General features: G+C 37.5%; 22 protein-coding genes. 2 read left to right on the top strand and 20 right to left on the bottom strand.

What is annotated here, in order from left to right; translation table 11 throughout:
• Positions 1-115: 115 nt before the first annotated feature.
• The 6 genes from QA584_RS09745 to QA584_RS09720 all read right to left on the bottom strand — a co-directional run bounded on the left by QA584_RS09745 (position 116) and on the right by QA584_RS09720 (position 7,493).
• On the bottom strand, positions 116-1,417 hold the full coding sequence (locus QA584_RS09745; RefSeq protein ID WP_278274327.1) for a peptidyl-prolyl cis-trans isomerase: 1,302 nt from the start codon (positions 1,415-1,417) through the stop codon (positions 116-118).
• Between the two features lie 398 nt (positions 1,418-1,815).
• Entirely contained in the window at positions 1,816-3,948 is a 2,133-nt protein-coding gene (ppk1, locus tag QA584_RS09740; protein WP_278274326.1) for a polyphosphate kinase 1, read from the bottom strand.
• Positions 3,949-3,950: 2 nt separating this feature from the next.
• Positions 3,951-4,856, bottom strand: a complete 906-nt coding sequence (locus QA584_RS09735) for a Ppx/GppA phosphatase family protein (protein WP_278274325.1) — start codon at positions 4,854-4,856, stop codon at positions 3,951-3,953.
• A 304-nt stretch (positions 4,857-5,160) separates the two neighbouring features.
• Positions 5,161-5,700: a DUF5662 family protein gene (locus QA584_RS09730; RefSeq protein WP_278274324.1), complete on the bottom strand. Its 540-nt coding sequence runs from the start codon at positions 5,698-5,700 to the stop codon at positions 5,161-5,163.
• A gap of 106 nt (positions 5,701-5,806) precedes the next feature.
• Positions 5,807-6,007 carry a hypothetical protein gene (locus QA584_RS09725; protein WP_278274323.1) on the bottom strand — a complete coding sequence of 67 codons (201 nt, stop codon included), beginning with the start codon at positions 6,005-6,007 and terminating at the stop codon, positions 5,807-5,809.
• Positions 6,000-7,493, bottom strand: coding sequence for an amino acid permease (locus tag QA584_RS09720; protein WP_278274322.1), 1,494 nt, complete (start codon positions 7,491-7,493; stop codon positions 6,000-6,002). Before QA584_RS09720 ends, QA584_RS09725 begins: the two co-directional genes overlap by 8 nt.
• Positions 7,494-7,790: 297 nt before the next feature.
• Here QA584_RS09720 and QA584_RS09715 point away from each other — a divergent pair, with 297 nt between their 5' ends.
• Entirely contained in the window at positions 7,791-9,158 is a 1,368-nt protein-coding gene (locus QA584_RS09715) for an MATE family efflux transporter (RefSeq protein WP_278274321.1), read from the top strand.
• A 375-nt stretch (positions 9,159-9,533) separates the two neighbouring features.
• Here the strand turns inward: QA584_RS09715 and QA584_RS09710 are convergent, their stop codons facing one another.
• On the bottom strand, positions 9,534-11,111 hold the full coding sequence (locus QA584_RS09710; RefSeq protein ID WP_278274320.1) for a nitrite/sulfite reductase: 1,578 nt from the start codon (positions 11,109-11,111) through the stop codon (positions 9,534-9,536).
• Positions 11,112-11,267: 156 nt separating this feature from the next.
• Between QA584_RS09710 and QA584_RS09705 the strand changes: the two genes are divergently transcribed.
• On the top strand, positions 11,268-12,173 hold the full coding sequence (locus tag QA584_RS09705) for a LysR family transcriptional regulator (RefSeq protein ID WP_278274319.1): 906 nt from the start codon (positions 11,268-11,270) through the stop codon (positions 12,171-12,173).
• Positions 12,174-12,405: 232 nt separating this feature from the next.
• Here the strand turns inward: QA584_RS09705 and QA584_RS09700 are convergent, their stop codons facing one another.
• The 13 genes from QA584_RS09700 to QA584_RS09640 all read right to left on the bottom strand — a co-directional run bounded on the left by QA584_RS09700 (position 12,406) and on the right by QA584_RS09640 (position 23,385).
• Positions 12,406-12,816 carry a F0F1 ATP synthase subunit epsilon gene (locus tag QA584_RS09700; RefSeq protein ID WP_278274318.1) on the bottom strand — a complete coding sequence of 137 codons (411 nt, stop codon included), beginning with the start codon at positions 12,814-12,816 and terminating at the stop codon, positions 12,406-12,408.
• A 44-nt stretch (positions 12,817-12,860) separates the two neighbouring features.
• Entirely contained in the window at positions 12,861-14,264 is a 1,404-nt protein-coding gene (gene atpD, locus QA584_RS09695) for a F0F1 ATP synthase subunit beta (protein WP_278274317.1), read from the bottom strand.
• A 78-nt stretch (positions 14,265-14,342) separates the two neighbouring features.
• Complete coding sequence (gene atpG, locus QA584_RS09690; RefSeq protein WP_278274316.1) at positions 14,343-15,215, bottom strand: ATP synthase F1 subunit gamma; 873 nt, start codon at positions 15,213-15,215, stop codon at positions 14,343-14,345.
• Between the two features lie 8 nt (positions 15,216-15,223).
• The gene (gene atpA, locus QA584_RS09685) at positions 15,224-16,723 is read right to left on the bottom strand and encodes a F0F1 ATP synthase subunit alpha (protein WP_331487877.1); all 1,500 of its coding nucleotides are present in this window, start codon (positions 16,721-16,723) and stop codon (positions 15,224-15,226) included.
• Between the two features lie 5 nt (positions 16,724-16,728).
• Positions 16,729-17,235: an ATP synthase F1 subunit delta gene (gene atpH / locus QA584_RS09680; protein ID WP_278274314.1), complete on the bottom strand. Its 507-nt coding sequence runs from the start codon at positions 17,233-17,235 to the stop codon at positions 16,729-16,731.
• Entirely contained in the window at positions 17,232-17,717 is a 486-nt protein-coding gene (atpF, locus tag QA584_RS09675) for a F0F1 ATP synthase subunit B (protein ID WP_278274313.1), read from the bottom strand. The genes atpH and atpF overlap by 4 nt, the downstream gene beginning before the upstream one ends.
• A gap of 18 nt (positions 17,718-17,735) precedes the next feature.
• Positions 17,736-17,960: an ATP synthase F0 subunit C gene (gene atpE / locus QA584_RS09670; RefSeq protein ID WP_278274312.1), complete on the bottom strand. Its 225-nt coding sequence runs from the start codon at positions 17,958-17,960 to the stop codon at positions 17,736-17,738.
• Positions 17,961-18,001: 41 nt separating this feature from the next.
• Positions 18,002-18,226, bottom strand: coding sequence for an ATP synthase F0 subunit C (gene atpE, locus QA584_RS09665; RefSeq protein ID WP_278274311.1), 225 nt, complete (start codon positions 18,224-18,226; stop codon positions 18,002-18,004).
• Between the two features lie 29 nt (positions 18,227-18,255).
• The gene (locus tag QA584_RS09660; protein WP_278274310.1) at positions 18,256-18,942 is read right to left on the bottom strand and encodes a F0F1 ATP synthase subunit A; all 687 of its coding nucleotides are present in this window, start codon (positions 18,940-18,942) and stop codon (positions 18,256-18,258) included.
• Positions 18,943-19,122: 180 nt separating this feature from the next.
• Entirely contained in the window at positions 19,123-19,572 is a 450-nt protein-coding gene (locus QA584_RS09655) for a hypothetical protein (protein ID WP_278274309.1), read from the bottom strand.
• 289 nt (positions 19,573-19,861) lie between these two features.
• Positions 19,862-20,242 carry an SMU1112c/YaeR family gloxylase I-like metalloprotein gene (gloA2, locus tag QA584_RS09650; RefSeq protein WP_278274308.1) on the bottom strand — a complete coding sequence of 127 codons (381 nt, stop codon included), beginning with the start codon at positions 20,240-20,242 and terminating at the stop codon, positions 19,862-19,864.
• 332 nt (positions 20,243-20,574) lie between these two features.
• Positions 20,575-21,759, bottom strand: a complete 1,185-nt coding sequence (locus QA584_RS09645) for a S8 family peptidase (RefSeq protein ID WP_278274307.1) — start codon at positions 21,757-21,759, stop codon at positions 20,575-20,577.
• Positions 21,760-21,807: 48 nt separating this feature from the next.
• Positions 21,808-23,385 (bottom strand): recombinase family protein, encoded by a 1,578-nt coding sequence (locus tag QA584_RS09640; RefSeq protein WP_278274306.1) that lies wholly within the window; start codon positions 23,383-23,385, stop codon positions 21,808-21,810.
• Positions 23,386-23,710: the final 325 nt, after the last annotated feature.

Here is a 23,710-nt window from a genome sequence, read left to right as displayed (position 1 = left end):
CCTTATAAAAACCTTTTTAGCCGCCTGCTATTCTATCCCTGGCTGATAAAATTCCTTCTTCGTCAGGGCATCCCTTACTTTCACAGCCAAAACTGAACTTTTTGACCTTCAAATCTTAATTCGTTTTTGCTGCCTTATTAAAAGATGTTTTAATGGTCTTATCTATATCTATCTTGTTCCAGTTCCTTGTATTTATCTCGATTTTATGTTTCTGCTTTAGTTCATTATAGGCAGCCGTGAAGGCTTTTTGCTCTGCTGCATCCACCGCTTCTTTTACCGCTTGTTCATATTTTGTTCTTGAGGAGTTATCCGTTAATTTGATAATATAATAACCTTTTACTGTTTCAACTAAATCACTGACTTCCCCGGGGTTCATGGCAAGGATGATTCCTTCCAGGTTCGTTTCTTCACCAAAAGTATTATCACCTTCCAAAAAACTTATTTTACCGGAATTTAAGATTCCTTCCTTACCAAGGGTGGTTATATCTTCTGTTTTCCGGGCTTTAACAAGAAGTGCCTCCAGGGCTTCTTTATTCTCTTTGCCCGCATAGATATATTCGATATCATATTGCTTATAATCAGTTTCATCAATTTCAGCTTTTACAGCTGCTTCATCCACTTTCAGCTTTTTTACAAAAGAGTCATAATACTTTGTAGCTACTGCTATCTTCTCCTGTATCACCAATAGCTTTTCCTTCGTAAGCCCTAAGGCTTTTACCTGTTCTTCCCCCATATTACCTACAATATTATCCGCTTTGCTCTTACTCTGTTCTTTTTCCTCTTGACTTAAGGTATACCCGTCCTTTTGTGCCAGCTGATAAAACAACTCATATCTGACAGCGTTCGTAAGGGCCATCTCCTTCAGGGCTTCTCTCATGGTAGAACCATCCTCATTTTTCATATCCCAATAGTTTTCACCGTTACCTACAAAAGAAGCGTACAGTTCCCCCTGCATGGCTGCTAACAAAACATGATACATCATTTCATCCATATATACCTTTGAATCATCCACCACAAACGCCAGGGTTTGAGAGTATGGTCTATTATTCAGACTACAGCCTGTGCTAAACAGTAAAAAAACTGCGGTCAGGAGAAACAAACTTATATGGATAAAACCCCTGCCAGTTAATCTCTTCTGAATTAAGCCTTTGTAAATCAGTCTTTTATATATCAATTCTTTATGAATCAGTTTTTTATGTATCAATTTTTTATGTATCAACTCTTTATGTGGCAATCCTTTATCAATCAATCCTCTATTTATAAATCCTCTATTTATCAATTCTCTACGAAGAATTTCTGTTAAACCTATTCTTTGATGCTTTCGTACTTTTGGAATTAGTTCTTTTTGTCCTATTTCTTTTTGTCCTATTTCTTTTTGCAGTATTTCTTTTTGTGGTATATTTATTATCTTATTCATTTAGCTCCTATCCCCATCTTTACCATTTTTCAAATTTGTTGTTTCTTCTATATCACACCTGGCTTATTCGTGGTTCTGCTGCTTAATAACAGCAAACGTTTCATAAAAATTAGGCTTCTGCTATTTCGGTATTATGAAAAGCCATGAAATTATTAATCAATGAATCCGGTATTGAATCAATATTATACAATCAAGTATAACAGAATTCTCCTTACGTTTAAGGTGTGTTTTTTACAAATAGGTGTAATTATTTTAGTTCGGGCAAAAAAAGAAATGTATCCTAAGGTTGATAGAATAAATTTCTTCCCTTTAAAATACATTTCATATTGGTTTCATACTTTGAGTGCTTACTCTTCACTTTATGACTGCTTTATGACTGCTTTTTAACTGCTAACGAATTACTTTTGATTTCTGATAAATGTACTAACCAGTTTCTGAAAAAAATAATTCGGTTTTGTACTCTGACCGCTTCTGGATATAACTTCTTCAATCAGATACTGCTGACTGTCAAAGGAAACCTCCGTGTCATTATCTTTCTTCCTATAGACACCGTCACTGCCGATCCATCTCGCCTTTACATTATCTTTAAACATAATATCTATTATATGTAAGATCTGTTCTTTTATATCCGGATCCAGAATCGGGCATGCGATTTCTACTCTTCTGGACGTATTTCTGGTCATCATATCTGCGGAGGATATGTATAACTGCATGTCTTTATCCTTGCCAAAACAGTAGATTCTAGAGTGTTCCAAAAACCTTCCTACAACACTGGTAACCGTTATATTTTCTGTCATTCCTTTAATTCCCGGTAATAAACAGCAGATTCCTCTGATAATGAGCTTAATCTCCACACCGGCATTGGAGGCTTGTGAAAGTTTAATGATGATATCTTTATCGGTAAGAGAATTGGATTTTATAATAATACCGGAACTCTCACCGCGCTTTGCCTTCTCGATTTCATAATCCATAAGTGCCAGCATATTATTTTTAAAGGAATAAGGCGCTACCAGCAGGTGATTATACTGACCCCTTAGATTGGATATGGACATATTCTTAAAGAATTCACCTGCTTCCAGTCCGATATCCTGATTGGCGGTTATTAAAGACAGGTCCGTATACAGCTTTGCTGTCTTTTCATTATAATTGCCGGTTCCTACCTGGGTTATGTACATGATTTTATTTCTGTCCCGCCTGGTTATCAGACAGATTTTTGAATGTACCTTAAAGCCCTCAAAGCCGTAAATGACGTTACAGCCTGCTTCCTCTAACCGCTCCGCCCACTCGATATTATTTTCCTCGTCAAATCTTGCCTTTAATTCTACTAAAACAGTTACTTCCTTATTATTTTCCGCCGCTGTGCTTAAATAATCAATAATCCTTGAATTTCTGGATAAACGGTATATCGTTATTTTAATGGATATAACACTTGGATCCTGGGCACTTTCTTTTAATAGATGTAAAAAGGGCTCCATCTGATGATAGGGATAGAACAAAAGAATATCCTTTTTCCTGCACTGACTGGTTATGCTTTCATTGCGGTTTAAAAAAGAAGGATAATTGGGCTCAAACACCGGATAACTGATCTGTTTTAATAATACCTGTGGAATCTTGCCTGCAAGTTCAAATACATAACCCATAACCAAAGGCGTTAAACTTGTAAATACCTGCTCTTTACCAAGTTCTAACTTATCCAGCAAAAAGTTGGCTAGTGACTTACTTAAATGTCCCTGCACTTCCAGTCTGACCGGAGAAAGCCTTGCCCGTTTCTTAAGTACCTTTTTCATCCGTTCTCTGAAATCATCGTCCACTTCAAAAATATCATCCTCTGGACTAATATCTGCATTCCTTGTAACTGATATAATTGCCGCACATTCTACCTTGTACATGCCAAAGATTTCAGAGGTATGTTCCAGTACAATTTTTTCCATCATGACAAAACGGGTCTGATTTCCTGGAAGCACCGCAACCTTTGGAAGTGACTGTGATATGGGTATCAAACCAAATTTCGTGTCCTCTCCCTGGAAAACACAAACTATGTATAGTCCTTTGTTGATAAGATGAGGAAAGGGATGGCGAGAATCAATGACCTGCGGAGAGAGAATCGGTAAAATATCACTTTGGTAAAAACGTTCTATATATTTTTTCTCTGATTTCTCAAGCTCTGATAAATCCAGATTACAAATTCCCAATTCTCTGAGCTTTTTCTCCACTTCTGAAAACAGCTGATCCTTTAGCTGATACAACGGCACCGTATGCTCAAAGATCTTAGCCAGCTGCTGCTTCGGGTTCATTCCGGTTTTATTATCGACACTGTTATTATCAATTAAGGATAAATCGGTAAGAGAACCTACTCTTACCATATAGAATTCATCCAGATTGCTGGTAAATATGGATACAAATTTCAATCGTTCATAGATGGGCACACTTTCATCCTGGGCTTCTAAAAGTACACGTTCATTAAATTTCAACCAGGATAATTCCCTGTTCTGCATAAAATTATTCCCTAAATTATTGTCTGAATGTGCCATAACTATTCTCCTTTCAGGATCCTTTCGTAAAAATATCCTTCCCTGATGCCATACTTGCTTACAATGATAGTTTCACTGTGAAAGTAATCCATGATTGTATCTACAATAATAAGTCCCGGTATAATGGTATGAACCCGGTCCGGAATATTTTGCAATACAGGAGTTAACGTATCTTTATGGCTATTATGAATTAATTCAAGTATCTTCTTTATATAAACTGCCTCTATTGTAGTGTTGGTTCTTGGTAAATTAAATAAATGGTTGCTTAACTTGGCGGCTGCCCTTATGGTTCCGCCCACTCCGCAGATTGTCGGATATTCCTGTCTGTCTAATTCCAACGCTTCCAGATTATCAAGTACTGCCTGTCTGATTGCAAGCCTTTCCCCATCTTTTGGAATGATTTTTTTCACATACTTAACGTATAGATTTAAAGAGCCGATGGGCATACTGGTGGCTTTTTGAATTGCTTTACCTGCAAAGGGTACTATTTCGGTACTGCCGCCTCCGATATCAACTAATATTCCACTGTCACTATCAATGACCTTGGTAGCACCGATAAAATCCAGCGTTGCTTCTTCTTCCCCGGATAAAAGTTCTACCTCAAACCCTGTATTATCCTTGATTAAGGAAATAACTTCCTTGGTATTTACTATATTCCGAAGGGATGCTGTAGCAAATACATGTGTATTCCCTGCATCAACATGAAAATTCTTTAGAATACCAGAAAACTCCTTCAAAATATCACAAGCTCTTTCTACCCCGCTGCTGCTCAGCTTTTCATTCTTTATATAATTGGCAAGACCGGCCATTTTCTTTTTTTCCAGTAATGATTTTACCTGGGAATCAAGATATTCATATATACACAGCCGAATGGTATTCGATCCTAAATCTATAATTGCGCAAATCATATAGAAAGCCTCCTATTCACCTTGTTCTATTATAGTACTATAGCCCAGTATAGTGATTGATTGTTAAGTAGTTGTAAAATTCTTGTTAATATTAGGTAAATTCAAAAAAATTGACGAATTTTGCAAAATATCTGAATTCCTTTTCTAGTATACTTTTTTTCTTCTAATTTCCTTATATATTTTTCTAATATCCTTATATTTTTCAAATATCCTTATATTTTTTCTAATATCCTTATATTTTATCTAATATCCTTATATTTTTTCAAATATCCATATATTTTTTCTAATATCCTTACTTATTTTTTTAATATCCTTTTTTTATTACTACCTCTCTGATATAACGAAAGGTTGCATCTTCTCCCTTATCCTTTAACATAACCAGCAGTTTTTCCAGCAACTTCTTCGTATCCTCATGGATTAAATAATGTTCTTTTGAAGACATAAAGTAATTATAGGCATCTGCGTCGGTATATTTATCTTTGTTATAATTTTTACTTGCCGCAATACGGTCACAGAACATTTCTATTACATATTTAACCGGCATTTTCATACCGGCCATTGGTGTACCTTCATTCATACTATAATCTATCCAGTATTCCAGATGATGTTTATTTCTTCCTTTATGATGAAGCCAGGCAAGACTGTAGCCTTTTACTTCTCGTTCCGCATTATTAGGGCTTCTGTTTCCCTGGTAATATTTTGCACCAACAGAAAATTCCACCCAGGAATATTTGGATAAATCATGGAGCAGTCCCTGTTTATATAAACCAGCCCGGAAGCAGTGTTTTAATACCAGCCATTTGTGATGATTAATTGTTTTTAAGTGCAGTATCCATTTAGACATAATGAACCTCCCAATTCTTACATCCATTATGATAGATTCTATCATGATAGTCAAGAATAGAGTTTTTTTTCACTTAATCAAAGATTACTATATTTTTTAAAGGTATCTAATTACCTGGGTTTCTCTTTTTCTCGTCGGGCAGCCGCCGAAAATCTCCGCTTTTCTTAAATTCTTTTTCGGCTTTAAGAACTGCCTTTAATTTCATATCCCTATCTGGGTCCTCTTTTCGAATCATATTAATTTCATTGTGCATTACATTATTGACTTCTTCTTTTGACTTGCAGTTTTTAAGCCTTCTTTTAAGCATCTCCTTGCTTCTTTGAAGCATTTGCATCTTCAGATATAACATGGGGTTCGATACCCTCATTTTGCTGTTTTTCAATAATATCTGATAATTCCTCTGAAAATTCTGTAGATAAACCACTTTTATAATTTCTATAACCGCTTTCTGATCTGCCTGCTTTTCCATGAAAAATCCGGTATATCTTCATCCCACCATAGCACAAGGAATAAAAAATAATCATGATAATTCCAGCAATCAAACCCGTACCCTGTCCTTTTATAAAAGGCATACTGATAACCGCACCAATCAAAGCTATTAAAACAAAGAGAGAGGAATAAGGAAAGCCGCCTAACCTGCATTTACCTTCGGGGCACCCATATTTCTTGCGAAAACGGATATGGGTAGCCATAATGATAATATAAGTAAATAACAATGCAAACCCGCCGGCACTGATCAAAAACAGGTAAACCCGGGGCAGTAATAATCCAAGTCCTAAACCAAGAAGCATGGCAAGACCGGAGAATAGTATCCCACGATAAGGAACTTCTGTATTATCTTTTAACAAGGAGGGTGCAAGTCCGTCTGCTGCCAGGGAACGTATCATTCTTCCAAGACCGAACATAGCCGCCAGCATAGTGGATAGTATCGCTGATATTAACACCAGATTAAGTACGGTACCCGCCCAGGTAATACCATATCGGTTCAGTGCTGCTACCATGGGACTGGTCTGCTCGTTGATATCTGCAGTGGGAATCAGCGGCAGCATAACAGTAACGGATAAAATATAAAATCCTACCAGACAAAATACCGTATAATTTATTGCCTTTGGTATGGTCTCCTGTGGATTTTCCGCTTCCGATGCCGCCAGTCCGATTACTTCAAATCCGGCATAGGCAAACATAACAATAAGCATACTTCCTGCAAGCCCCTTTATTCCACCTGCAAAGAAATTTTCATCAGTCAAAACTCCTGTGCCGACTGCTGCGGTACCGGGAAACAATCCGACAATCAATAAAACCCCAATCACAATAAAGGCAAGAATTGTTATGACCTTTATTGCCGCAAGACCACTTTCCAGTTTACTTAATTTACTTGCACCAAGCAAATTTAAGAGAGTTACACCTATGATAATAAAAGTACCCAGCCAGGAGATGGCTATATCCGGAACCCATTCTCTTACTAATATGGAGATGGCAGTGGCTTCACTGGACATGGCAAGAACCATTCCGGTCCAATATACCCAGCCAATAACAAATCCGGTTCCCTGACCATAAGCTTCTGATGCAAAGGCTCTAAAGGACCCGGAACCCGGATTGGCTACGGTCATTTCAGACAATGCATATAAAATGAAATATACCAGTACACCACCTAAGATATAGGATATTATAATCGAAGGTCCTGCCGAATGTATTGCTACAGAGGAGCCCAAAAAAAATGAGCCGCCGATAACCGTTCCCAATGCCAGCATGGCAAGGTGCAGAGCTGATAATCCTTTTTCTTTTCTCTTCAATTGTATTTTCCTCCATTCCTATTACTTAAACTTATTATCCCTAAAAATCCTTTTTACATACCAGACAGTTACTGTTAGAACATGATCTGTTTCGCTTAAAGTTATAAGGACGTTTTACTGTATGAAGGATACGAACTATCTGACTAAAAGATTTTGGGGCTAAGAATTATCTGGCGGATTTATGAATGATGAATAAAATTAATCTTTACAAATACTTGTTATTTTTTTAATGGATATGTTACAATTAACAGGATTAAAACAAAACCTAACCTTTACAGGAACTAAAAAGAAAGAAGAATGACTTTGAAGAACGACTTTTCACAAGGAAGTATTGTAAAAAATATTTTAAATCTTGCATTTCCCATGACCTTAGCTCAATTAATTAATGTTCTATATAATGTGATAGATAGAATTTATATCGGAAGAATATCAGATGGTGCAACGTTATCGTTAACAGCTGTGGGTCTGACCCTTCCTATAATCAGCATAATTATGGCTTTTGCAAATCTGTTTGGAATGGGTGGAGCGCCTTTATGTTCCATAGCCAGAGGTCGCGGAGATAATGAAGAAGCGGAACAGATTATGGGCAATTCATTTTTGCTGTTGCTAGTGTCTGGAGTACTGCTTACTGTTCTCGGATTGGTTCTTAAAAAACCCATGTTATATCTATTTGGTGCCAGTGATGCTACCTTTCCTTATGCTAATGAATATCTTACGATTTACCTTCTTGGTAATATATTCGTAATGATAGGGCTTGGCATGAATAGCTTTATTAACTCTCAGGGCTTTGGCAAAATCGGTATGATGACCGTACTGTTAGGGGCAATCACGAATATAATCCTGGATCCTATATTTATCTTTACCTTACATATGGGGGTAAAGGGAGCTGCCATAGCAACCGTTATATCCCAGTTTCTTTCAGCCGCCTGGATATTATTATTTTTAACAGGAAAAAAAACCATATTAAAGCTAAGGATTTCAAGCTTTAAGTTAAAAGTGAGCCTGGTTAAACGTATTACACTCCTTGGTTTGTCCGGATTCATGATGTCCATTACCAATGGTGCCGTGCAAATTATGTGTAATGCCAGCCTTAAGTTTTACGGTGGTGATTTATATGTTGGTGTAATGACGGTTATTAATTCTATCCGGGAAATAATTTCTATGCCGGTATCCGGATTAACCAACGGTGCTCAGCCGGTAATGGGATATAATTACGGTGCCGGTACTTATGACAGAGTCAGGGCAGCTATAAAATTTATGTCGGTTGTCTGTATCACTTATACTTTCATAGCCTGGGGTATTTTAAACCTTTTCCCTCATTTTTTCATACAGATTTTCAGTCAGGATACTGAGCTGCTGCAAGCTGCGCTGCCCTCTTTAAGAGTTTATTTTTTTGGTTTTTTCATGATGTCCCTTCAATTCGCCGGTCAATCCGTTTTTGTAGCACTGGGCAAGGCAAAGCAGGCAGTTTTTTTCTCTCTGCTTCGTAAGGTTATCATAGTAATCCCGCTTACTCTGCTTCTGCCTATGACCTTTAACCTTGGAACTACCGGGGTATTTCTTGCAGAACCCATATCCAACTTTATAGGCGGTACTGCCTGCTTTACAACCATGTTGATTATGGTAAGAAAAGAATTAAAGGTAAAAACGGGTATCAAGATATAACGATGTCCTAACTGCGCAGTTATTTTTGTCTTGGTATACTTGATAAAATCAGCAAGGAAAGTGATTAAGAAAGCATTGATTATGCTATGTTTCATAAGCTTAGGATTATGAGCCTGGAATTCACGAATGATTTTTTCATGTGGTTAAGCAAGACCCAAAAAGAACACACTCCTCGCTATGCTCGTCAAACAGTGTGCATTTTGAGTCTAAACCACCTGAAAAAGTCATAAGTGAAGTATCAGACTCAGAATAAAGCGCTTATGAAACATAGCATAATCATACTTTCAATTTAGCTTTAGGACTAATTTTATCAAGTGTTTTTAAGTTTATTAACTGCGAAGTTTGAGTTATATACTCTAAATGTTCTAAGCTATATTATATCAGATATTTGTCCACCAATTCATTGAAATCTGATTTATGATTCTTTAGATATTCCAGGAAATAGATCTTATTCCGGTTTAATTCTTCTGCCAGTTCAGCCATAAACTCCGGTATATCCACCATTTTAAGCATACCTGCGCTTTGACCAAATTCCGTCCTGTCTTTGTAACACTGACCGCCGGTATATAGTTCAAATACATCACACAAAGCATCACCGATCTTTTTCTTACTGCCTGCAAAACCGATTTCATTTACCTGGTGTCTGGCGCAGGAATTATTACAGCCGGATACATACATAGAAGGCAGATATTGATCGGATATACCTTTATCTTTCAGATTCTTTAGTACCGCTTTACATAAAGCCTGACTTTGTTCGATACCAATCTGACAGGTCGGAACTCCCACGCAGCTTATACTTCTTTGCAGCGGTGATACCTGCCTGATATCTTTTGTCACTGCTAATAACTCTTCTGCCTGTCTATGAGACAGATTTCTTATATACAGGCATTCATCCATACTTAGGCGTACCTCGGCTGTCTTATATTCTTCTAAATACGGTATAATCGTTTCAAGGGTCTTAGCAGGCATATGTCCGCAAAGGGGATGTATCATAACTGTATATAGATCTTTCTGCTTCTGAGGTATCAGGCAGGGTGTTCCATCCGATTCCCCTATCCATTCTTCGTCAACGGATAGTACTGGTTTGATTTCTTCAAACTGAAACTGCTCCTTTACGCTAACAAGATGACCTTTAAAACATTCCATGAATTCCTGCGTTCCCATTCTCCTTGGAATATAGCGGAGCCTTGCCTTACCTTTATTCTCATAGTCCCCTTCTTCTGTAAATAATCGAATCAGGGCTTCCACATAATAAAGGACTTCCTCCGGTGAAATCACTTCATCATATGGAAGAGCAATTGCAGGATTCATCCCAAGACCGCCGGCCAGATACAATAAAAAACAGGCTTTACCCTCCTTTCGTACTGCCATGAATCCCATATCGTTTACCGTACAATTGGCGGTATCCTCCAGGCTATTGGAAAATGATATCTTTAGTTTCCTGGGCAAACGATATTCCGTAATACGTTCCATCAGATAGTTTCCTACTAAAAGTGCATAGGGTGTCACATCAAAAGCTTCACCCTTTTCCACACCGGATAACGGGGATAAGGCAACATTTCTGGGAAAATTACCTCCGCTTCCCCTGGTATATAAACCATTCACAAGACCAGCTTCCATGATATCACATACTTCATCAATCCCTAAATCATGAAGCTGGATAGCCTGTCTGGTAGTGAAATGTATATTCTCTAATTGATACCGCCCTGCAAATTCCGATATTAACTTTAAGTGGGGTAAGTTTAAGACCCCAGACGGAATTCTAAGCCTGATCATAAATTTTTCTCCGCCTCTTTGGGCATAAACTCCCATTCCTCCTGAAGCTGCTTTAAACTCCGCAGAATTAATTTCTTTATCAATAAATCGATGTCCCACCTGACGAAACCTGTCGATCTCCTCCTTTAATTTCATATGGTATTCGTCCAACACTAATTTCCTTTGATCATTACTCATAACTTTTGCTCCTTCTCTGTTCATTCTTTATCAAATTACTTGATTTTATCACAGAAAAGCAATAAAATAAAATTATATATAATTATCGCAGTATAAAATGGATTTATACTAAATATTTCTGAGAAGACCACTGCCAATGAAGGGATATTAACAACTATGCTTGATTTTAGAATAGAAACTTTCTTAACCCTCTGTGAAGAAAAAAGCTATACCAAAACCGCACAGAAACTTTGTATTACCCAGCCTGCCGTAAGCCAGCATATCCGCTATCTGGAGCAGTATTATGGGAATAAGCTCTTTGATTTTAAAGGGAAAACCTTACGGCTGACCCCTCAGGGCGAACAGCTGCAAAAACATGCTCTTTTGTCGAAAGCCGACTGGAACAAACTAACTTCCAAACTAAAAAAAGAAGACTCGGTTAATCAGATCCGGTTTGGCGCAACACTGACAATCGGAGAATATGTTATGCCTGATATCTTATCAAGACTAATCGAACAAACTACTAATACCTTTTTTACGATGTTAGTGGATAACACGGAAACCCTATTGATGAAATTGCAGCAGGGACTCATAGATTCTGCATTTATAGAAGGACAGTTGGATAAAAACGATTATACCACCAAACTCTTTACTCCTGCCAGATTTATACCGGTCTGTTCCTCCAGTCATGAGTTTGCCAAACGAAGCGTATCCTTTGATGAAATATTTTCCAGGCGCTTAATTACACGGGAAGTGGGAAGCGGAACCAGAGGTGTGCTGGAACAAGTTCTAAAGGAACATAACCAGAAGATCCAAAATTTTTCTCATATCGTTGAAATCGGAAATATTAATGTAATAAAAAATCTTGTCAGGAAAGGTCTTGGCATAACCTTTTTATACGAAAATGCCGTAGAAGCAGAAATAAACCAGGGTTCCCTCCAAAAAATTCTCTTATCTGATTTTGAAGCAGTCCGGGAATTCAATTTCGTATGCATGAAAGACAGCCAATTTATGACCGAGAACTTAACCTTCTATGACCAATGCAGGAACTTATATAATTCTTTAAATAAAATACAGTCCTAACTCCAAATAAACCCTTGATATAATCAAAATACTAAATAAACAGATATTGTGCCAGCTATGCTATTATACCAAGGGCTCTGTCCTGTAAAAAATATAGCCATAAGTCGAAACAGCTACTCAAAGTCATCCAGAATTATCAGTAAACTTCTCATAATTGAAAATGCCTATATACAGAAAAAGCCGCATATGACTTCCCTGTGGGAATCATATACAGCTCATGATACACAATTTATTACTGAGATTTCCTCTTTGTAACCTTAAGACGGTTCATCGCACGATTCAGTGCTGCCTGAGTATGGTAATACTCCATAATACTTTGTTTCTGGCGCAGTCTTTCTTCTGCACGCATTTTTGCTTCATTTGCACGGTTAATATCGATATCTTCCGGTCTTTCTACCGTATCTGCAAGTAATACCACATAATCCGAGGCTACCTCTACAAATCCGGCGCTTACAGCGGCATAATTCCAGGTTCCGTCGACTAAAAACCTAAGTTCCCCTGCATTAATACAGGTAACCATTGCTTCATGTCTTGCCAGTATCCCATGTTCACCGTCAATTCCAGGGAATATCAGCATTTCGCATTCCCCTTTATAAAAAGGATGGTCACTCGCAATGATTTCAAGCTGAAATGTCTTAGCCATTGCTCCTCCTATCTTTCCATAAACTTTAGGTTTACATTGGAAGGTTATGCAGTTTCATTTTCTTTCATGCGTTTTGCTTTTTCTATTACTTCATCAATCGTTCCAACCATTAAGAAAGCAGCTTCCGGATATTCGTCCATTTCACCGCTAATAATTGCTTTAAAGCCTTTGATGGTTTCGCTTACGGGTACATATTTACCCTGAAAACCGGTGAAATTCTCTGCAACATAAAATGGCTGGGATAAGAATTTCTGAATCTTTCTGGCACGGTATACTGCTAATTTATCTTCTTCGTCTAATTCTTCCATACCAAGAATTGCAATAATATCCTGTAATTCTTTGTATTTCTGTAAAAGTTCCTGGGTCTTTCTGGCGGTTTCATAATGCTCTTCACCCACTACATCCGGCTCTAGAATTCTTGAAGTAGATTCAAGTGGATCAACCGCAGGATAAATACCCTGTTCAACAATCTTTCTGGATAAAACGGTGGTAGCATCCAGATGGGCAAAAGTATTGGCAGGAGCCGGGTCAGTTAAGTCATCGGCGGGTACATAGACTGCCTGAACAGAGGTAATGGAACCATTCTTGGTAGAAGTGATTCTTTCCTGTAACTCACCTACTTCATTGGCAAGGGTTGGCTGATAGCCAACGGCTGAAGGCATACGACCAAGTAAAGCGGATACTTCAGATCCTGCCTGTACGAAACGGAAGATATTATCAATAAATAATAATACGTCCTGTTTCTCAACATCCCTGAAATATTCTGCCATAGTAAGACCAGTCTGGGCGACTCTCATACGGGATCCCGGCGGCTCGTTCATTTGCCCAAACACCAAGGCTGTTTTATTGATAACACCGGATTCCTTCATATCTGTCCAAAGGTCATTACCTTCTCTGGAACGTTCACCAACCCCTGTAAATATGGAATAACCACCGTGCTCTGTTGCGATATTACGGATTAGCTCCTGGATTAAAACAGTTTTACCAACACCAGCACCGCCAAACAAACCGATTTTTCCTCCCTTGGCATATGGTGCTAATAAGTCAATTACTTTTATTCCTGTTTCAAGTATTTCTACTACAGGACTTTGATCCTCAAAAGTAGGTGGGTTTCTGTGGATTTTCCATTGATCTTCCCCTACTACTTTTTCGCCTTTATCAATAACTTCACCTAATACATTAAACATTCTTCCCAGTGTGTCTTTACCAACAGGCACCTTGATGCAGGAACCGGTTGCTGTAACTTCCATATCTTTTACAAGACCTTCACTGGAAGCTAACATGATACAACGCACGATATTATTACCAATATGGGAAGCGACTTCCATAACCAGTCTTTTTCCTTCCCTAGTTATTTCAAGGGCGTCCTTAATCATCGGAAGCTTACCGCTTTCGAATTCTACATCTACTACCGGACCTAAAACCTGAACTATTTTACCTTTTTCCATATTATCTATGTTATTCTAGTTCCCATGATAAGCGCTTATGACGCTTTATACATGGTGTATATAGAAATCTCCTTTCTGCTATTTTTTTAAACTCTTGGCACCACTTACTATTTCCGTGATTTCCTGTGTGATGGATGCCTGCCTTGCCCTATTATATAACAGATCCAATTCTCTTAGCATATCTTTTGCACTTTTTGTTGCAGCTTCCATTGCTGTCATTCTGGCATTCTGCTCGCTGGAGAAGGATTCAATTAATATACCATATAGAAGTCCTTTTATATAATTGGGTACAAGCTGATTCATAACTTCATCTGCGGAAGGTTCAAATCTTGCATGCTGATAGCCGGCTTTCCTACGTTCGAACTTATGCCTTTCAAGCGGCAGCATCCGGACAAATTGTACTTCAGCCTTCATCGGAGTAATCATCTTCGTATAGATTACATATACATCATCCAAATCGCCTTTTTCGAATAGGTCAATTATGGTTTCTGACATTAATTGCGCACGGTAGAGAGTCGGATTCTGGGCAGTATATAAAAACTCTCCGTCAACCTGTACATTTTTCCGCTTAAAATACTGTCTACCGACCTGACCGACTATATAAAGATAGTTGTTATTGCTTTTCGCCATTTCTTCTTCTGCTTTTTTAATTACGTTGTGGTTATAAGCACCTGCTAAACCTTTATCCGCAGTAATAACAATATATCCTTTCTTACGGTCTTCCTCTTTAATTTCTTCCCGGCGTTCAAAAAACACCTGATGCATATGAGGTGCACGTACCAATATATCATATATGGTAGATTGGAGCTTTTCAAAATACGGTTCTACGGCAAGTAGGTTTTTTCTGGCCTTTTTTAATTTTGATGAGGATATCAGATACATGGCGTTCGTTATCTTCATAATATCTTGTATACTCTTCATTCTGCTACGAATTTCTCTCATATTCGCCATGTCATCACCTACTTTTTAAATTCTTTGACTACTTTTTTAATCTGCGCCGTTAATTCATCTGTTAATACTTTATTGGTGTCAATATCCTGTATGATTTCAGGATATTTGGTTCTGAAATATTCCATTAAATCAGTACGGAAGGTCTTAATTTCTTTTACCGGTACATCATTAAGCAGTCTGCTGTTGGCAGTACATAACAGGATTACCTGTTCATGTAAAGGCAGTGGCTTGGATAAAGGCTGCTTTAATAATTCAACCAGTCTGTTACCATGATCCAGAAGATCTTTGGTGGATTTATCAAGTTCTGAACTGAACTGGGTAAAGATTTCCATTTCCCTAAACTGTGCTAAATCAATACGAAGACTTCCGGCTGCTTTTTTCATAGCTTTTGTCTGAGCGGCACCACCTACACGGGATACACTAAGACCTACGTTAACGGCTGGTCTGATACCGGCGAAGAACAATTCACTTTCAAGGAAGATCTGTCCGTCAGTAATAGATATTACATTAGTCGGTATATACGCAGAAACGTCACCGGCAAGGGTTTCAATAATAGGCAGGGCAGTTATGGAACCGCCGCCATGTGCTTCATCAAGCCTGCTGGAACGCTCTAATAATCTGGAATGCAGATAGAATACGTCACCAGGATAGGCTTCACGTCCTGGAGATCTCTCTAACAATAAGGACATGGTACGGTAAGCAACTGCATGTTTTGATAAATCATCATAAACAATAAGTACATCCTTACCCTGTGACATAAAATATTCTGCCATAGCTGTTCCTGCATAAGGAGCAATATATTGAAGAGGTGCCAAATCACTTGCAGAGGAGGATACTACGATGGAATAATCCATCGCTCCATGTTTTGTTAAGGTAGATACGATTTTTGCAACCGTCGAGGCTTTCTGTCCGATTGCTACATAGATACAGATAACATCCTGTCCCTTTTGGTTTAGTATCGTATCAATTGCTATAGATGTTTTACCGGTTTGTCGGTCACCAATGATTAACTCTCGCTGACCCCTTCCAATAGGAAACATGGCGTCGATTGAAAGAATACCGGTCTGCATAGGTACGGTTACGGCTTTTCTGTCACATACGCCGGGAGCTTCATTCTCAATCGGGAAGAAATCGACTGCTTCAATTTCACCTTTTCCATCAATGGGACTTCCAAGAGCATCCACTACTCTTCCAATTAATTTATCGGAAACCGGAACACCCGCCCTTTTCTGCGTTCTGACAACCTTAGATCCCTCTGTCAGTCCATAGTCTGAGCCTAATAAAACAACACCAATCGTATTTAACTCCAAATTCTGGACAATACCACGTACACCTGTTTCAAATTCTACGAGTTCACCATACATGGCATGATCCAGTCCATAGATAGTGGCAATACCGTCACCAATGCTTATAATCGTGCCTGTTTCCTTCACAGTCATCTTTATGTCATAATCTTCAATTTCACTTTTTAAAACAGAAATTATATCATTTTGATTTATATTACTCAAACATTTCACCTCCTGACAAGAGCTTTCTGCATTTCTTTTAAAGTACCTTTAATGCTTTTATCGTATTCCGTGTTTGCCACCGTCAATACGTAACCGCCAATCAGGCTAGTGTCTTCAAAAAGCTCCAGAATAACTCCTGTTTTCTTATATTTATTACATAACATGCTTTTTATTTGTTCAAGTTCTGTTTCTTCTGGTTTTGTAACATAGGATAATTTTGCTCTTATTATTTTTTTACTTTCTAAGACAAGTTTATCATATTCACTGAATATCCGATTAATAAATGTAATTTGCTGATGAAGGCATAATACCTTTAAAAAATTGCGGATATCCTTTTCAAAAATATCATCGATGACAGCTTCTTTTTCTTTCCTCTTTATACTGGGATTTTCCAGTACTAAAGAAAGTTCCCTGCTGCCCAACAATGTTTCTTTGGACTTATTAATACTATCTTCTGAAAGTCCTAAGGAAAACAAAACTTTTGCATAATTTGCTGCCTGTGAGGTCATCATTTCGAAGCACCTACCTCTTTTACGAAATCACCTAAGAATTGTTTATTTGCATCGTCGTCCATATTCTTATTGATTATTTTTGAGGCTGCAAGCATTGCAATACCGGCAATTTCAGCTTGTGCATTCTGAATGGATTTCTGCCGTTCAAGTTCAATTGTCTTACTGGCTTCCTGAAGAATTCTGGCTGCCTCTTCCCTTGTTTCTTTTAACTGCCTGTTAGTTTCAAGTGCAGCTTTTTCCCTGGCATCATTAATGATTTTAGAAGCCTCATCACCAGCATGGCTTAATTCGCCCTCATATTCTTCTTTCAGTTTGAAGGCTTCTGATTTAACCTCCTCGGCATTTTGCAGAGAATTATTAATTAGCTCTTCCCGTTTTTCTATCATTTCAGTTACCGGTTTAAACAGGAACTTTTTAAGGAAAAAGAAGAGTATTAATATGTTAACAAATGTCCATATAATGTTCCAATTTAAGGTTAACAATTGTGCTACCTCCTACTATTATTTTAAGAAAAGTATTATCAGTACGGCGATAACGAAACCATAAATAGCGGTTGCTTCTGCAAGTGCTGAACCGAGTAATAATATTCTTGTTATATCATCCTTTGCCTCTGGCTGTCTGGCAATAGCTTCTGTTGCTTTTGAAGTAGCGATACCAATACCGATACCTGCTCCTAAACCTGCCAATACTGCAATACCTGCTCCTACTGCGATTAATCCTGACATAATATATTTTCTCCTTTAATTATTATTTTAAAAATTAATTATTATTTTAAAAATAAGATGATAAGTACGGCGATAACGAAACCATAAATAGCGGTTGCTTCTGCAAGTGCTGAACCGAGTAGTAATATTCTTGTTATATCATCCTTTGCCTCTGGCTGTCTGGCAATAGCTTCTGTTGCTTTTGAAGTAGCGATACCGATACCAATACCTGCTCCTAAACCTGCTAATACTGCAATACCTGCTCCTACTGCGATTAATCCTGTCATAAATATTCTCTCCTATCAAAAATTATTGTTTAACCTTCCATTTTTTCTTTCATAAACAAGGTTGTTAAAAATACAAATACGTAAGCCTGTATCAATCCGTCAAATATATCAAAATAAAAACTGAACGGAATGGGGACAATTAATGGAACTGCTATTTTTATTAATTCCATAACAACAAAGCCACCCAAAATATTACCAAAAAGTCGCATACATAAAGATACGGGTCTGATAAATGACTCCATTAGGTTAATCGGCGCCAGAATGCCCATGGGTTCTCCAAAACTCTTTACCCAGCCTTTCCCCCCTCTTTGATGAATACCGGAATACTCAATTAAAATAATACTCATAACAGCCAAACCCGCAGTTATATTTAAGTCTTTTGTCGGTGGGGTAAACCCGATTAATCCGATTAGATTGGCGCAACCTAAATAAATGAGAACGGTAGAAAGATAGGGTACATAACGTTTCCCTTCTTCTCCAAGTATATTCTTAAATATTCCGGTTATAAATCCAACAAAAGTCTCAACACACACCTGTTTCTTTGTAGGGACTAATTTCAAATTACGGACAAAAACCAATGTTAATATCATGATAACAGCCATAATTCCCCAGGTTACAACTACCGAATTCGGTATGGGTATCCCTCCGAACAGTGGTATAGTAAAACTGATTTTACTGTCCAATTCCGACATTAACTCTGAAGCTAAGTCCTCCATAGATTTCACCTCCTTTTGTTAAATTTTTACCAAGACGGCAGCCTGTTTTTGCAGACTTCTTTTTTATTGCTCTTTTTTAATCGATGAAAGGGCGCATTCCGCGCACAATGAAATACCAACAGTAATAGATATTGTTAGTATTGTTAAGTAATCTTTTTTAATTCATATTTCTATTATTGATTATCGATAAGACAGAGCACTTTTTTTACCGTCTTTCAACTGTATAAAATGCACCTGAAGAAATTGGAATCTCGAATGCGTGACTTTAATAAACCACCCTTTGATATATAGGGTGAAAGAAGATAAGATAAGAAAAGAAAATATATAGAGATAGAACAGTACCCATTTTTTCTCAAAAGAAGCATAATGGTCACCTGCTAAAATATTATCGGATAAAATTTCTTCCTGTTCCGAATCGGTCAGCTTATTACCTGCAAACTTTAATTTATTAGTGCTGCTTCCTGTTTTTGCATCGTTGTCTCTGCTCACACTGCTGCTGTTTTCTGTGGATCTCTTATATGCATCGATTGTGAAATCAACACTATAATAAGCTAAAAATAAGGCACAAATCAGCAAAGATATAATAGTTTTCGCATATAAATTACTGAATCGTACAATTTTAACTGACATATTATATCCCTCCTTAACCTTTTTAATATTCGAATTATTCATATAATATACCTCATTTTGGATTCTGTCTAGTGAAAAAATTTATGTTTTATTATAATTGTTAAAAAATATAGAATTATGAGGATTTTTTAGTTATGTTATAGTATTTATTTCAAAAAAATAATAATTCAGGTATATTAACTGTCGAATTTTGTATGATTTGGCAATTTACAAGGCACTAAAGTGATATTTTTACACATAAATATACCGTAAAAAGCATAATTACCAAATATGCTTTTTACGGTTTGGTTTACTCATGAAGTTCCAGGGGGAGCCCGTCAGGATCAAAGAAAAAGGTCATTTTCTTCCCGGTAAACTCATCAATACGTACCTCTTCCGTATCAATTCCCACTGCTTTAAGCTCTTTGATTACCCCCTCCATATCAGTAACCAGAAAGGCTAAATGCCTGAGACCGCAAGCTTCCGGATGGTTGACCCTTTGTGGCGGGTTGACCACACCAAAAATCTCCAGCTCACAATCTCCCAGCCGTAAATCCAATTTATAATCGTTCCTTTCTTCTCTGAAATTCTCCCGGATGATTTCAAACCCAAGTTTATTAACATAGAAATCCCTTGATTTTTTATAATCTGAAACAATAATCGCCACATGATGTATAGTATGTAATAACATAATCTGCCTCCCTGACATTGATAAATAATTAACTTTAATTAACTATGCTGTGAAATTAACTTTATCATACTTTTAAATTAATTTAAATATCAAGCTGGAATTTTATGAATTTCTCTTCATGTTACTATAGCCAGGCTGAATATATGATTTCCTTTTTAAGTGCAATGTCACAGAATACTTTATTTCACTTTTACCTACTCATCAATCACTTGTCGGAGTTTCATTACCATTAATCATGCTTTCTTACTATATCAGTACAGTTAACAATCTTCTTGCAGAAAAACATCAATTATCCAAAATAAAAATGCGATTTGCATAAATTTTCATCCAACTCATTGTGTCAGGGCCATGGTATTCCTTAAACACAAAGCTCCAAATCCAAATGTGGGATTGGGGTAAGTGGGTTCAAAACTTAAGTGTCTTGCCCCGGCTATTAAATAAGCTTTCATTTTCTCACCGTACATATAAGGGTCATTACCATTAACAATTCCCCATTCCATCATAAGCGCACAGCTGCCTGTAACAAATGGAGTTGCCATTGAGGTACCGGAACGGGTGGCATATCCTCCCCCCGGCGCTGCTGCTGTTATATTAACTCCCGGCGCTACCAGATCCGGTTTTACGGAGGTATTGCCTCTAGGAAACCCTCTTCCTGAAAAAAAGGCCAGGCTATCATTATATGCATCATAAGCACCAACCGTAATTGCCCGTTCCGCGGATGAAGGTATGGTTAAAGTCGTCTGCTCGGTAGGTCTTAAAAATTCTGTCTCAGGATTTAATACACCGCCGGAGGGAAGCCACATATCATAATTACCCTCTACGATCGATATCGGTACCAACTCGATATTCCATATACCGGTTTCGATATAATCCGTAACCGGTATGAATTCTATATATATTTCCTGCTGTATATTATAAGGCAAAGGTTCACCATAATATAAAAAGATTTCTGTTGGACCGATACGAAACCGCTGCGTTCCTAACCGCTCCGGTATAGGTCCTACCCTAGTTCCGCCAGGAGAGGTTATTACAATTTCAAATTGGTCGAAAAAGTTTTTCCAGATCTGAAGATTAAATGTAAATTCGTATGGACCTACGGCTAGTTCAATGATTTCCCTTGGCGCACCAGGTGCTCCGCTTAAGACTCCGCTGGTATGCTTTCCGGCCGCGCCTTCATTGCCGGTTCCAATTACAATATTAATTTTCCACCTGTTAGCGATTTCATTGATATAGTTTTCCAGCAGAGAATTACCGCTGTGGGAACCGTAATTATTTCCAAAGCTGATATTGATTGCCATCGGCATATTAAGTTCGATTGCCCGCTTTACACAATAATCAATACCTTGCATTAACTGGGTTGTTCTTGGAAAAGAATCTCCTATGGACGCTCCTAATTTTACTACCAGTAATTCGCTTTGTGAAGCTACTCCCCGGTTTCTGCCGTTACTGCCCCTGCCGTTACCGGCTGCAATACTGGCTACATGTGTGTAATGTTTGAATACTAAAATATGTTGCACGTATCAAAAGCTCAATTATGTGCTTTATACTTGAATCAACGATATCTATTAAAATCTCCAATGGATAATAACCTCCTGATTGTTCTCGGAATCTTTTTCTCCAACTTCAATATATTCTACGAATTCATTTACTAATTCGTGATCAAGTTTAGCAAAATCCGCATAATTACGAATTAAATCAGCCTTTCTGCTTTGAGTTCTATCCGTTGAGTCCAGTTCCTCCAGTTCCAGCTTATATTTCTGAATCTGACGGCTGGTTTCAATAAGTGTATCATTGATCCTTTTCTTAAGATCTATGTATTCCGATTCTGAGATCAGTCCACTGCTTTTATCGATGTACAGATTTGAAAGCACGTTCTTTAAATTTTCTGCTTTTTCTTGATGCTTGTATAATTCATTCTTTTTCTTAAACATAGTCTTTTTATCCTCATTCTCTATAAAAAGACTTTCCTCCAATGGATTCCGAGACAAGTGGTCCTTTATTATATTTTTTATTCTTTCTTCCAATATCTCTATTAATTTATAGTAACTGATCGAATGAGGCGAACATTGCTGCTTATTGGACCTTCGGTATAACTGACAATTAAGATATTTATATTTGTTTTCACCGTTTATTTTTGTTAAGGTACTACCACAAGTCAGGCATTTCACTTTACCTGCTAGTAATGAAATTTCACCTTCTTTGGTTCTGGCATATCTTCTGGTTTTTATCAGCTTTTGGACAAGTTCAAAAACTTCCTTATCAATGATTGGTTCGTGGCAATTTTCCACCGTAATCCAATCTGCTTGTGGGATAGTTACAACTTTTTTACTTTTATAACTAATTTTTTTTTGCTTCCCTTGTACCATATCACCAATATACATTCGATTGGTTAGAATTTGCCTGAGGGTAGTGACTGCCCAAATCCCATATCGGCTGCCATATGTATTATCTTTTAGCCTATTCTCATAATTTAAACCCTGATTTTTCTTATAAACGGTAGGGGTTGGAATTTTTTCTTCCGAAAGCTTGTAGCAGATCTGTTTATTCCCATACCCTTGAAGGAAATAGGTAAAAATCTTTCTGACTACCTGGGCTGCTTCTTCATCAATAATCAATTTATATTTATCCTTTGGATCTTTCATATATCCATAAGGTGCATAGGCCCCCAGGAATTGTCCTTTTTCCATTTTTGCTTTATAGACACTCCGGATATTTTCTGATAGATCCTCACAATACCATTCATTGATTAACCCATTGATTTGTCTGGTCTTTTTATTACCTTTCACATCCGTATCCACGTTATCAACGACACCGATGAACCGGACTCCTATTAAGGGAAATAATCCATGTATATACTTTTCCACCAGTTCCATATCCCTGGTGAACCGGGACTGTGTTTTACATATTATCGTGTTAAAACAACCGTTTTTTGCATCTTTAATCATGCGTTTAAAATCAGGTCTGTCACTGTCAAGTCCAGAATAATCATCATCCGAATAAATACCATAAACAGCTAACTCATGACCAATAGCGTAATTTACAAGCAGCAGCTTCTGATTTTGGATACTGGCACTCTCATCTCCCTGGTTAATTTTATCTTCATCTTCCTTGGACAGTCTGCAATAGATCGCTGCCTTCTCCACTCTTATCACCTTCCCTTATATATGAAAATCAGCTGTTACACCGTTTCGTAGGTTTTAGGATCAATCCATCTTTTTCTCCTTGTTTTTTATTATTCTTAGAATTATATTTGTTATATTTTTGGTTCGCTCCTCATCACTTTTGTCTTTAAATACTTCCTTTACAATAATCAAAGGATGTCTCCTCTTTTTATCTTCTTTTGTTAAATATATATTCCTGAAAATCCATGTCCTATTCAGGTAATAAAAAGTTGTTAATCATAAAACCTGCGCCTTAAATCAGAATTTTTATTGTCCTGCGTAATGAATGGATACCTAGTGTCAAAAG

The sequence above is a fragment of the Anaerocolumna sp. AGMB13025 genome (assembly GCF_029689925.1).
In the GTDB taxonomy this organism is placed as follows: Bacteria; Bacillota; Clostridia; order Lachnospirales; family Lachnospiraceae; genus Anaerocolumna.
This window is presented reverse-complemented; position numbering and strand designations above follow the sequence as displayed.